Raw genomic sequence first — 12,899 nt, 5'->3', positions numbered from 1 at the left:
GGATGGGGCTCCGCCGAGCACTCTCGTAGGAGACCCATGCGCGTCATCTCTGTCGAGTCGACCGAGCTTTTCGTCGGCACCCCCGAGCAGGCGTACCAGGTGGTGGTCGCCGAGATCGAGCACGTCCCGGGCCGTACGGTGACCCTCACCGCCGAGGGGCCGGGCGTCCACGGCGTCGGCGAGACACGGGTCACCGTGGGCGAGGACGGCACCGTACGCGCGGAGATACCCGTGGCCGGCGACGGCGAGCACATCACGGTGACCGCCACGGACGGCTCCGAGGTCGCCCGCCGCACCGCCCCGTTCACCCCCGCCGAGCCCGGCTGGACCATGTTCATGGTCAGCCACTTCCACTACGACCCCGTCTGGTGGAACACCCAGGCCGCCTACACCGAGACCTGGGACGTCGCCGACGACCCGGCCGGCTCCGGGCTCCCGGCGCGCACCTTCGACTCGCGCGGCCAGTCCGGGATGAGCCTGGTGCGCGCCCACTGCGACCTCGCGCGGCGCGACCCGGCCTACACCTTCGTGCTCGCGGAGGTCGACTACCTCAAGCCGTACTGGGACGCCTTCCCGGAGGAGCGCGCCTTCCTGCGCCAGCTGATCCGCACCGGACGCGTCGAGATCATGGGCGGCACCTACAACGAGCCGAACACCAACCTCACCGGCGCCGAGGCCACCGTACGCAACGCGTTGTACGGCGATGGGTACCAGCGCGGGATCATGGGTGCGTCGCCCGAAACCGCTTGGCAGCTCGATGCGTTCGGGCACGATCCGCAGTTTCCTGGGCTGATGGCGGACGCCGGGGTGACGTCCAGTTCCTGGGCTCGCGGGCCGTTCCATCAGTGGGGGCCGACGCTGTCCGTCTTCGGGGAGGAACCTCGCGATCCCCAACGGATGCAGTTCCCGGCCGAGTTCGACTGGGTCGCGCCCTCGGGGCGGTCCATCCTCACCGCGTACATGGTCAATCACTACGGCGCGGGATGGGCGATCGACAACGCGCCCACGCTGCCGGAGGCCGAACAGGCCGCGTTCAAGCTGTTCAAGGGGCTCAAGAAGGTCGCGCTCACCCGCAATGTGATGCTGCCGGTCGGCGGGGACTACGCGCCGCCGTGCCGCTGGGTGATGTCCATCCACCGTGACTGGAACGCCCGTTACGTCTGGCCGCGCTTCATCAGCGCGATTCCCCGGAACTTCTTCGCCGCCGTGCGCGCGGAGCTCGACGCCGAGGGCCGCAAGGCCTCGCCGCAGACGCGGGACATGAACCCCGTCTACACCGGCAAGGACGTCTCCTACATCGACACCAAACAGGCCCAGCGGTACGGCGAGACGCTCCTCTCCGACGCCGAGGCCTGGGCGACGCTCGCCTCCCTCACCACCGGGCACCCGTATCCGGACGCGGCCCTCGACAAGGCGTGGCGGCAGCTCGTCTACGGCGCGCATCACGACGCCATCACCGGCTCGGAGTCGGACCAGGTCTACATCGATCTCCTCACCGGCTGGCGGGAGTTGTACGACCTCGCCCGGACCGTGCACGCCGATGCCACCCAGGCCCTCGCCGACCGGGTCGTCCCGCTGCCGGGCGGCGGCCCGGACCTGGTCGTCCTCAACTCCGCGACCTGGGCTCGGAAAGACGTGCTCAGTTTCGAGAACGGAGGGCTTCTGCCGGTCGACGAGAGCACCGGGCTCCCGCTGCCCGCCGTGCGCGAGGAAGACGGCCGGCTGAGTGTCGTCGTGCCGGAGGTACCGGGGATGGGGCTCAAGGCCGTACCGCTGGCCGAGGGCACCGCCTCGCAGTGGTCTCCGGGCGAAGGGGCCACGATCCGCAACGAGTTCTACGAGCTGACCGTCGACCCGGCACGCGGCGGCGGTGTCAGCAGCCTGCGAGCCCTTCAAGAAGGGGTCCGGGAGCTGCTGCGCCCCGGCGACATCGGCAACGAACTCGTCGTACAGGAGGAGTACCCGAGGCACCCGCGCTTCGGCGAGGGCCCCTGGCACCTCACCCCGACCGGCACAACCGCCGCCCGCAGCACGGACGTTGAGGCGTCCGTCGAGGTCGAGCACTCTCCGGCCGGGCAGCGCGTCACCGTCCGCGCCGACCTCGGCCTCTTCACGTACACGCAGCGGCTGACCCTTTGGAAGGGCGTCGACCGCCTCGACCTCTCCACCACCGTCGACGGCTACGACGGCGCCGACCGGCTCATCCGCGTCCGCTGGCCGTCCGACGTACGCGGCGGACTGCCGGTGCACGAGGTCGCGGACGCGGTGATCGGGCGGGGGTTCGGGTTCGTGGAGGTGGACAGCGAGCAGTTCCCGTGGACGCTCGACAACCCGGCCAACACCTGGTTCGGGCTGGGGTCCACCGCCCGGGTCGCCGTGCACGACGGCTCCGGCACGCTCCTCGGGCACCGCTCGATCGGGGTCGCCGAACTGATCTACGCCGACTGGGGCGTGGCCGGTGAACTGGGCGCCGGGCTCGCCGCCGCGCTGGTCCGGGCCGGGGTCACCGCGACCTCGACCATCGCGGGCGGCCCCCGTTACGGCGACCTGGAGGTCGACTCCAACCTCCCCGACATCCGGATCGCCGTGGGCGGCCCCGACCGCAACTCCGTGGTCGCCGAGGCCCTCGCCTGGGACCCGGCCGCCGGGCGCGAACTCCGGCGGCAGCTCGCCGAGGAGGGCGTGGCGGCCGTATGGGTCGCGCCGCGCGCCTCGCTGCGGGAGGAGTGGGTGCCGGGCGCCGATCTGCGGGACCTGGAGCGGCTGCCGCTGCTGGTCGTGGCGGGCGGGGACGACGACACCAAGGCGGTCGACGCGCTCGTCGCCGACCTGGACGACTTCACCGTCACGGCAACCGCGGCGGGCGGCGGCGAGGCGCTGCCACCGGGCGACGCGTGGGACAGCCGGAGCTTCTCGATCCTCAACCGGGGCACCCCGGGCTGCGTGGTCACCTCGTCCGGCGACCTCTACATGTCCCTCATGCGCTCCTGCACCGGCTGGCCCTCCGGCATCTGGGTCGACCCACCACGCCGTACGGCCCCCGACGGATCCGCCTTCCAGCTCCAACGCTGGTCGCACACCTTCGAGTACGCCGTCGTAGCGGGCGAAGGAGACTGGCGTGACGGCCAACTCCCCAAACGAGGTCACGAGTTCAACCGCCCCCTGACCGCCCGGGTACGCGCCGGGGCCAAGGATGCCCTGCTCCCCCGCAACACCACCCTCCTCCAACTGGAGCCCGCGGGCGAGGTGTTGCTGGACGCCCTCAAACCGACCGGCTCCCCCCTCGCCAGAGGCGGCACGGCACAGCCGGACCCCGGCACCGGTGTCGTGGTCCGCATGCACGAGGTGAACGGCCGCCCGGCCCAGGCCCGCATCCACCGACCGCACGGCTGGACGGAGGGCGCCCGGGCCGACGTACTGGAGACACCGGGGGAGCCCCTGACACCAGACGCCCAGGAAGGCCTGCTGGTCGACCTGGCGGGCTTCGAGGTGGCGACCGTACTGGCCACGCCCGCGAACGCGGCCGGCACCCCACCGGCACCCGGCATCGCCGCCGCCGAACCCGCCCAGCCCGTCCACACCCGCTACTGGCTCCACAACTCCGGCCCCGCCCCGCGCGGCAACATGCCGGTCACCGTGTACCTCTCCCCCAGCCCCCTCACCGTCTCCGCCCCCGTCACGGCCACCGTCCGCATCGCCTCGGAACTGACCGACGCGCCGGTCTCGGGCACGGTCACCTTCGAGACATCCCCCGGCTGGTCCACCGAGCCCGCCGAACTCCCCTACACGCTCCCACCCGGCGGCTTCAGCCTCACCGAGGTCACGGTCCTCCCGCCGCCCGACCCGGAACCGGGCCGCCACTGGCTCGCCGCACGGCTGGAGTACGGCGGCCAGACGTACGAGGACGTGGTGGCGCTGGACGTGGCGGACGGCCACACCGGCCCAACCCTCCTACCCAAACTAGGAGTTGACCGATTGGTCGTACGCCGAGACGAACGCGTCCGCGTCCCCGTGACCCTCCGCAACACCACCCGGGGCCCCATCAACGGCACCCTCTGGGCCGTGTCCTCCTGGGGCACGTGGGCCGGCGTCGGACCAGGCGTCCAGGGCTTCACGGTGGCGGGCGGGGAGGAGCTGGAGTCCGTCATCGAGGTGGACGGCTCGGCGGTGCCGCCAGGGACGTACTGGCTGATGGCGAAGATCGGCTGGCATGGCTGTGTGGCGTATACGGAGGCCGTGGAGCTGGAGGTGAAGCCATGACGGACCATGCGGCGTCCGTGAACGGAGACCCCATAGCGAAGGCCCGAGTGGACGCACTCCTGAAAGCCATCCCGGCTCGCGACCAGGAGACCCGCCCAGAGGCCTTCACAAGGGCCGAGCGACAGCGCAGACGCTGGGCCACGCAGGTGGTGGTGATCGACGAGTTGGCCCAGCGGGCTTGCGCGCAGCGCAGCCCGCTCAGGGGCGCGGGGCTGTATCCATCAGCGGCTCCGCCGCGGGGCGCGACCAGCCACGACGGCGCCGCACCCGAAATCACTCCCCTCCCCGCAGAGCGCGACGTCGCAGACCTGGGCAGCATCGTCGCCGTAGCCCTCGCCCACTCCTCAGCCGCCCGCACCCTCCTCGACCACCTGGAACGCGAGCAACACATCCCCGAGGAGGCCGTGTACGACTACTACGACCGCAACCGGGACCGTTACCTCACCCCCGCCGCCCTGGCCCGCGGAGCAGACCCGTTCCACGAGACGTCGGACCTCCTCCCCTACGACGAGGTCCGCGAAGCCATCACCCACGAACTCCGCCGCGCAGCGGCCCGCCGCGCCTTCTTCGACTGGCTGGACCGAGCAAGGACGGCCGTCTCGTACGCCCCGGGCCACGAGCACCCCGGCGATCCGTCACACCCGGACCACGAACACCGCCACTGATCCCCCACGTGATCCCCCACGGAACCTAAAAGCAACACGGCGAGGCATTGACCTCCGATGAATTCTGGTCCACCTTTTCATCAACCAGAGTCGAAGTTGGTTAATTGAACCAGCCAGGCCGGAGGACCCATCGCATGCGTGCAAAGAGACTGACCCGCACCCTGACCTGTATCGCCGTTCTGTCGCTCACCGCCGCCGGCTGCGGCCTCTCGGGCGGTGGCTCGGACGACGGGGACGCCACGGCCGGCGGCTGCAAGGTCGACAAGGGGAACGTCGGGTCGGGGAAGCTCACCGGCGAGGTCAAGGGTGACATCACCTTCCAGACGACCAACTTGAAGAAGGACTTCGGGGACTTCTTCAACGGGGTGATCGCCGACTTCGAGAAGGCCCACCCCGGCACCAAGGTCAAGTGGATCGACGACCCCGGCGACAACACATTCACCACCCGCACGGTCGCCGACGCCCAGGCCTGCACGCTCGCGGACGTCATCAACGTCAACGCGCCGACGGCGACGGCCCTAACCAAGGCCGGGTACCTGCTCGACGTCGGTACCAAGGACCCGGCCGCTTCCAAGCCCTTCGTCGAGTCGTTCTGGAAGTCCGCGACCTTCAAGGACGCCGACGGCAAGTCGATCCACACCACGCTGCCCTGGTACACCGGCGGTGTCCTGCTGACGTACAACGCCGACCTGCTGAAGAAGGCCGGCGTCGACCCGGCGAAGCCCCCGACGACCATGTTCGGGCTGTTCGCGGACTACGAGAAGATCGCCAAGGCGGCCGACGGCAAGTACTACGCCACGATGGCCAACCCGATCTGGCGGATCCCCGCCGACTTCGACCAGATGGGCATCAAGGTCCTCTCCTCCGACGGCAAGTCCGCCGTCTTCGGCGACGACCCGCGCACCACCCAGTGGGTGGAGTGGATGGCGAAGCTGTACAAGGAGGGCGCGATGCCGAAGGACTCGCTGTCCTCCAGCAACGACCCGTCCACCCTCTACAGCCAGGGCAAGGTGGCCTACGGTTCGACGAACCCGAGTTTCGTGCGGTTCGTGAAGCAGAACAGCCCGTCGATCTACGCGAAGACGGCCGTCGGCCAGCAGCCCTACGACGCGCTCGGCCGGGCGTCCGCCGGTGCCCCGCAGTACATCTCGGTCGCCGCGACGAGCAAGAACGCTCCTACGGCGCTGTCGTTCGCGGAGTTCCTCACCAACGCCGAGAACCAGACGGCCTGGTGCAAGGACCCGGACGTGGTGATCTTCCCGACCACCACGGAGTCGCTGAACGACCCGTTCTTCCAGAACGTCACCGGTGACGACCCGTTCTCGCAGGCCCGCAAGCTCGTCGCCGACCAGCTCAAGACGGCCGACACCAACCAGACCAACCTCTCCCCGGCCGTGCAGAACGCGATCGTCTCCCAGGTGCAGCTGGCCATGCAGGGCAAGAAGAGCGCGGCGGACGCCGTGAAGGACGCCCAGGAGAAGGCCAACGAGCTGCTGAAGCAGGCGAGCTGACGGTGACGGCTCAGATCACTAGGCCGGTGTCCGTGTCCGGCGCGGAGAGTTCCGGCTCCGCGCGGGGCACGGGCACCCCGTCCCGCGCCCGCCGGCTCGCCCGGGCCGTACTGCCCGGGCCCGCCGCGGGCGCCAACGGGGCGGCGATGTACCGCCGTTGGTGGCTGCCGTGGCTGTGGACGGCGCCCGCGATCGTGTGCGCGGTGGTGTTCGGGGTGTTCCCGTTCCTCAACACCGTCCTGTTGTCGTTCACGAACGCCAAACCCCTGGGCGGCGCGGCGAGTTTCGTCGGGCTCGACAACTACACGCGGATGCTGGACGACTCGGACTTCTGGCTGGCGACCCGCAACAGCATCCTGTACGCGGTGATCGTCGTCCCGTTGATGGTGCTGCTGCCGCTGATGCTGGCGGTGCTGGTGGAGAAGAACCTCCCGGGCATCGGGTTCTTCCGGTCCGCCTTCTACACCCCGGTGCTGGCCTCCAGCGTGGTCGTCGGTCTGAGCTGGCAGTGGCTGCTCGCGGACGACGGACTGGTCAACACCTGGCTGGAGAAAGCCCACTTGATCAAGTCGGCGATCCCGTTCCTGTCCGACTCGTGGCTGATCCTGCTGTCCGCGATGGGCCTGACCCTGTGGAAGGGCCTGGGCTGGTACATGGTGTTCTACCTGGCCGCCCTCGGGAACGTCCCGAAGGAACTGCACGAGGCGGCCCAGATGGACGGCGCCGGCGCGGTCCGCCGCTTCTGGCACATCACGATCCCGGGCGTACGGCAGGCCATGATGCTCGTCGGCACCCTCACCGGCATCGGCTCGCTCCGCGTGTTCACCGAGATCTACATGCTCGGCAGCTCCACGGGCGGCCCCGGCGGCGCCGACCGCACCCTGCCCTTCTACATCCGGGACGTCGGCCTGGACCCGATCACCGGCAACGCGGGGTACGGCTCGGCCGTCAGCGTCGCCCTGTTCGCGCTCACCCTGGGCCTGACCCTGCTGGCGCAGCGCCTGACGAAGGAGGACGACGCATGACCACGGCGACCGTCCCGGCGGCCAAGCGCCGCCGTCTGATGCCCCGTTGGCGGGACTACGGCCGCCCGCGCGAACTCGTCGTCCGCTACCTGTTGCTGTTCCTGGTACTGGGCCTGACGGTCGGCCCGCTCCTCTGGCAACTGCTGGCGTCCCTCAAGAGCACGAGCGAGGACGTCTTCGGCGCGAACGCCACGATCCTCCCCCACGACCCCACCCTCCGCGCCTACCGCACGGTCTTCGAACAGGTGCCGGTCGCCACGTACATCAAGAACAGCCTGATCGTGGTGGCCCTGTCGGTCACCAGCCAGCTGGTCTTCTCCACCACCGCCGGCTACATGCTCTCCAAGCCCGGCTGGAAGGGCCGCAAGGCGGTCTGGGTGGTCCTGGTGGCCTCGATGATGTTCCCCTTCGAGTCCATCATGGTGTCGCTGTTCATCAGCATCCGCGATCTGGGCCTGGTCGACAGCCTGGCCGGTGTCTGGCTCCCCGGTTTCGTCGGCGCCATCAACGTCCTTCTGATGCGCGGCGCCTTCCTCGCCGTACCGCGCGAGATCGAGGACTCGGCGATGCTCGACGGCGCGAACGAGTGGCAGCGCTTCCGGTATCTGTATCTCCCGTCCGCGTGGGGCGCGATCCTGGTGGTGGTCATCAACACCTTCATCAGCGCCTGGGACGACTTCCTCTGGCCGCTGATCGTGCTGCGCTCCGAGGGCAACATGACGCTGACGCTGGGACTTTCCCGGCTCCAGAGCTCGTCGTTCGGCTACGACCAGCGGATGGTGATGGCCGGTTCGGTGATCTCCGTGATCCCGGTGCTGGTGCTGTTCGTGATCACCCAGCGGTGGTTCTACAAGGGCGTCTCGTCCGGAGCCGTCAAGATCTGAGGTCCAGCACCACAGGCACGGCCCGCAATGCCTCCCGGGCCGACTCCGCGACACGGATCTCGACGGAGTCGGTCCGGGCTTCCGTCATCGACAGGGCGAGCGGCAGAACGACCGTACGGCGTTCGCCCGGTGCCAGACCGACGCCCTCGAACGCGCACAGTTCGAGGGCGCGCGGCCAGGTGGAGGTGATCAGCCGCCTGAGATAGACCTGTACGACCGTACGGCCGTACCGCGCACCGGTGTTGGTGACCTCCACCGTGACAGTGCCGCCGGAGACACGGGGTGTGCCGTACTCGAAGGTCGTGTACGACAGTCCGTGCCCGAAGGAGTGGAGCGGCTCCGCGCTCTCGTCGACGTAACCGCCGTACTCGGTGTCCTTGTGGTTGTAGTAGACGGGGAGTTGGGCGGCGGAGCGCGGTACGGAGACGGGGAGGCGGCCCGCGGGCTCCGTGAGCCCGAGCAGCACCTCGGCGATCGCGTGCCCGCCCCACGGTCCCGGGTACCAGGCGGTGAGCAGCGCACCGCCCGTGTCGGGAACGACATGCGGGCGGCCCTGGATCAGCACGACGGCGGTGGGCGTGCCGGTCGCGACGACCGCGTCCAGGAGCCGGTACTGGGCGGGGCCCAGCCGCAGCTCGGCCAGGTCGACGCCTTCGCCGCAGGTCATCTCGGAAACGGCCTTGAGGGCGGCGCCGTTGGCGTCGAACTCGGTGTCGGGGGTGCGTGCGCTGCTGCCGCCCAGCACCAGCACCGCCAGATCGGAGGCGGCGGCCGCGGCGACCGCCTCGGGGATGCCGGAGAGGTCGTCGCCGGTGAGGGCGCAGCCGCGGGCGTGGCGGATGTCGGTTCCGGGTGGGGCGAGTTGGCGTAGTCCGTCGAGGACGCTGGTGCCGGTGTCGGGGCGTTGGGGGGCGGTGTAGTCGCCCAACTGGTGGGCGGTGGTGGCGGATTGGGGGCCGATCACCGCGATGCGGGAGACGCTTCCGGCGACGGGGAGGACGCCGTCCCTGTTGTGGAGGAGGGTGACGGAGGCGCGGGCGACGGCGAGGCTGACGTCTCGCCCGTGCTTCGGGAAGGCGGGTGGTGCGGCGGGGCCGAGTTGCTCGAAGAGGCCCAGCTGGAACTTGAGCCTCAGGACTCGGGCGACGGCCCGGTCGAGGACTTCCGCTCCCACCAGGCCCCGTTCGACGGCCTCCTCCAGGTGGGTGAACCCCTCGTCCCACAGACTGAGGTCGACACCGGCGTCGAGGGCGAGGGCCCCGGCGGAGACCTTGTCGCCGGTGATGCGGGCGAGGCGGTCGACGGCGAGGCCGTCCGCCATGACGAGGCCGTCGAACCCCCAGCGTTCTCTGAGGAGTTGGGTGAGCAGGGCCCGGTTTCCGGCGCAGGGCAGCCCGTCGACCTCGTTGTACGCGGCCATGACGGCGGCGGCCCCGGCGCGGATGCCGGCGCGGGCGGCCGGGAGGTGGATCTCGTGCAGTTCCCGGAGGCCGAGTTCCGACTCGGCCGAGTTGCGGCCGCCGACGGTGGCGCCCTGACCGGCGAAGTGCTTGAGGACCACCGGGGCGCGGTCGTCGTCGAAGCGCCCGTCGCCGGAACGCTCGCCCTGCATCCCGCGCACCAACGCCTCGGTGAGACAGGCCGCGAGGTACGGATCCTCACCGAAGCACTCCTCGGTGCGGCCCCAGCGCGGGTCCCTGGCGATGTCCAGGGCCGACACCAGGGCGACATGCCCGCCGCGGGCGCGCAGTTCGGCGGCGGCATGCGCGGCGACGGCCTCGTACAACTGGGGGTCCCAGGTGGCGCCGACGGCCAGATTGACGGGCAGGACCGTGCCGTCGAGGGCCATGTGCCCGTGCGGCACCTCCTCGACGAACAGGGCCGGGATACCGAGCCGGCTGCGCTCGACCACATGCCGCTGCACGAGCTGCGCGAGGGCCGCGCCTTCCTCGACGCCGGGTCCGTTGGTGTGGTCGACGCCGGACCAGGCGTCGGCGCGCTGGAGACCGTAGAGGGCGCCGAGTCCGGCGAAGCGCTCGGTCTCGGCGTGCAGGGCTTCGGTGAGTTCGTAACTCCCTTGGGGGGTACGGCGGTAGGCGTCCCAGCCGTACATGCGCTGGTTGAGCTGGCCGACCTTCTCGCGCAGGGTCATACGGGAGAGGAGGTCCTGGACACGGGCGTCCACGGGGACGGTGGCGTCGCGGTAGAGGGGCTCGTTCATCGTCCGTCTCCCTGCTGGGCGAGCCGGGCCAGTGCCACGGCACCCCGGCAGCCGTCGGCGACCCAGTCGAGGGTCAGGCCGAGGGCGTGCAGGCGGGTGGTCAACGGCGCGGTGAGAGGGCCGTCGGGACCGAGCAGGCCGCCGGTGGCGACGAGGGGTTCGCCGGGGCGGTGGTTCAACGCCCGTACGGTGTCGGTGAGTTGGCCGGCCGCCTCGTCGAGGATGCCCATCGCCACGGGGTCCTTCTCTCCGGCCGCCTCGACCACGAGCGGGGCCAGTCGGGCGAGGCGGATCGGGGGGTCGGCCATGACGGCGGGGAGGAGGTGCCGCCGGTAGTCCTCGCGGTGGGCGGGGGACCAGTCAGGGACACTGCCGGTCCCCGGCAGCACCTCACCCGGCACCCCGAACGCCCGCCCCACCAGCACCGCCAGCACCGTCCCCTCCCCCCTCCCGTCCGCCATCCGCAGCGCCGCCCGTACCGCGCTCCGGCCGATCCAGAACCCGCTGCCGTCGTCGCCCAGCAGCCACCCGTCGCCGTCCACCGTGGTCGTGGCCCGGCGCCCGGCGATCCGCATGGCGACCGCGCCGGTGCCGGCGACCAGGGCGAGGCCGTCGGACGGGGTGCCCGGGGCGGAGGCGAAGGCCGCCTCGATGTCGCTGCGGATCTCGACGGGGCCGGACGGGATGCCGAGGCGCCGGAGAGCCTCGGTGAGCGCGGAGCGGGCGTGGAGGTACCCGGGGTCGTCCGCGGAGGCCCCCGTCGCGCCCGCGAAGCCGCCGGCCACGGCGACGACCCGGCCCCGCGCCGACTCCGGCACCGCCGCGGTGATCGCCTCGGTCAGATGGTCGGTGAGCTGCGGTTCCGGGACCGTCAGGGCGTTGCCGGGACCGGCCGCGCCCTCGCCCAGCAGCCGGCTGTCCGAGGCGGACGCGCACATGGCACGGGTGCGGGTGCCGCCCGCGTCGAGGCCGACGACGAGACCCTCGGAAAGGCCTCTGCCCCGGCTTCCGGAATTCTGGTTCAAATCATTGCCCATCACTGACTATGGTGGTTGATACATTCGCGCAGGACAAGAGCCAGGGCAAGAGGCGACTGGCACCGAACCCGAGGAGGATCCCATCCGCACTCTCCGCTTCGGCGTCAACTACACGCCCCGCCGCGGCTGGTTCCACTCCTGGCAGGACTTCGACGCGGCGCACGCCCGCGAGGATCTGGAGCAGATAGCCGGCCTCGGGCTCGACCACGTCCGTGTCTTCCATCTGTGGCCGCTGCTCCAGCCCAACCGGAACCTCGTCCGCCCGGCCGCCGTCGACCAGCTGGTCCAGCTCGTCGACCTCGCCGGTGAGGCCGGTCTCGACGTCCTCGTGGACGGCGTGCAGGGCCATCTGTCGAGCTTCGACTTCTACCCGGAGTGGACCCGCAGCTGGCACCACCGCAATGTCTTCACCGACCCGGACGCGATCGAGGCCCAGGCGGAGCTGCTCCGCACCCTCGGCCGCGCCCTCGCCGGCCGCCCGCATCTCCTCGGGCTCCAGCTCGGCAACGAGCTCAACAACCTCGTCGAGCACAACCCGGTGACCCCGGCCGAGGTGGACCACTACCTCGACACGCTCCTCGCCGCCGCCCGGGACGGACTCGGCGCGCAGGGCGGCCTGGTCACCCACTCCGCGTACGACGCCGCCTGGTACGGCGACGACCACCCCTTCACCCCCGAGGCCTCGGCCCGCAAGGGCGATCTGACCACCGTCCACCCCTGGGTGTTCTCCGGCGACTGTGCCCGCCGCTACGGCCCCCGCTCCCCGCAGGTGCGCCATCTCGCCGAGTACGGCACCGAGTTGGCGAAGGCGTACGCCGAGGATCCGGCGCGTCCGGTGTGGGTCCAGGAGACGGGCGCGCCGGAACCGCACATCCCCGCCGCCGACGCCCCGGAGTTCGCGCGGGCGACCGTACGGAACGCGGCCGGGTGCGAGGGACTGTGGGGTGTGACGTGGTGGTGCTCCCACGACGTGGACCGCTCGCTCGCCGACTTCCCCGAACTCGAGTACACGCTGGGCCTGTTCGACGCCGCGGGCCGCCCCAAGCCGATCGCCGAGGCGCTGCGGGAGACGATCGCCGAGCCGCTGTCCGCCGCCCAACCCCGCGACACCGCCCTGCTGTTGGACTGCACACCGGGTACGCGGTCGGTGTCGGGGCCGGGCGGGGAGTACTTCGAGGAGTGGATGCGGCTTCGGTCGGAGGGGGCGTGCCTGGCGGTCGTACTGGCCGAACGGGCGGAGGACGAGGGGTACTTGGCGGCGCGGGGCATCAAGGAAGTCCTGACACTGTCCTGACA

7 protein-coding genes and 1 pseudogene are annotated in these 12,899 nt (G+C 70.9%); 6 read left to right on the top strand and 2 right to left on the bottom strand.

From position 1 onward, the window contains the following. Positions 1-36: 36 nt before the first annotated feature. The 5 genes from ABZ928_RS01540 (at position 37) to ABZ928_RS01520 (ending at position 8,345) form a co-directional block, all read left to right on the top strand. Entirely contained in the window at positions 37-4,260 is a 4,224-nt protein-coding gene (locus tag ABZ928_RS01540) for a glycoside hydrolase (RefSeq protein ID WP_361514419.1), read from the top strand. Beyond that, entirely contained in the window at positions 4,257-4,925 is a 669-nt protein-coding gene (locus ABZ928_RS01535) for a peptidyl-prolyl cis-trans isomerase (RefSeq protein WP_361514418.1), read from the top strand. Before ABZ928_RS01540 ends, ABZ928_RS01535 begins: the two co-directional genes overlap by 4 nt. A gap of 134 nt (positions 4,926-5,059) precedes the next feature. Next, the gene (locus ABZ928_RS01530) at positions 5,060-6,436 is read left to right on the top strand and encodes an extracellular solute-binding protein (protein ID WP_361514417.1); all 1,377 of its coding nucleotides are present in this window, start codon (positions 5,060-5,062) and stop codon (positions 6,434-6,436) included. A 2-nt stretch (positions 6,437-6,438) separates the two neighbouring features. Beyond that, complete coding sequence (locus tag ABZ928_RS01525) at positions 6,439-7,461, top strand: sugar ABC transporter permease (protein WP_361514416.1); 1,023 nt, start codon at positions 6,439-6,441, stop codon at positions 7,459-7,461. Continuing rightward, positions 7,458-8,345, top strand: a complete 888-nt coding sequence (locus ABZ928_RS01520) for a carbohydrate ABC transporter permease (RefSeq protein ID WP_361514415.1) — start codon at positions 7,458-7,460, stop codon at positions 8,343-8,345. Before ABZ928_RS01525 ends, ABZ928_RS01520 begins: the two co-directional genes overlap by 4 nt. On the opposite strand, the gene ABZ928_RS01515 is transcribed toward ABZ928_RS01520, so the two are convergent. Together ABZ928_RS01515 and ABZ928_RS01510 are read right to left on the bottom strand one after the other, a co-directional pair. Beyond that, a complete protein-coding gene (locus ABZ928_RS01515; protein WP_361514414.1) occupies positions 8,335-10,566 on the bottom strand; it encodes a glycoside hydrolase family 3 N-terminal domain-containing protein in 2,232 nt (743 codons plus the stop codon). The two genes, ABZ928_RS01520 and ABZ928_RS01515, sit on opposite strands and share 11 nt — an antisense overlap. After that, positions 10,563-11,603, bottom strand: a complete 1,041-nt coding sequence (locus ABZ928_RS01510; RefSeq protein WP_361514413.1) for a BadF/BadG/BcrA/BcrD ATPase family protein — start codon at positions 11,601-11,603, stop codon at positions 10,563-10,565. Before ABZ928_RS01510 ends, ABZ928_RS01515 begins: the two co-directional genes overlap by 4 nt. An 8-nt stretch (positions 11,604-11,611) precedes the next feature. Here ABZ928_RS01510 and ABZ928_RS01505 point away from each other — a divergent pair. After that, positions 11,612-12,897: pseudogene (locus ABZ928_RS01505) on the top strand (glycosyl hydrolase). Positions 12,898-12,899: the final 2 nt, after the last annotated feature.

This window comes from Streptomyces sp. NPDC046909, from assembly GCF_040644695.1.
Taxonomy (GTDB): domain Bacteria; phylum Actinomycetota; class Actinomycetes; order Streptomycetales; family Streptomycetaceae; genus Streptomyces.
The sequence above is the reverse complement of the archived record's forward strand: the minus strand, read 5'-3'. Positions and strand labels throughout refer to the sequence as shown.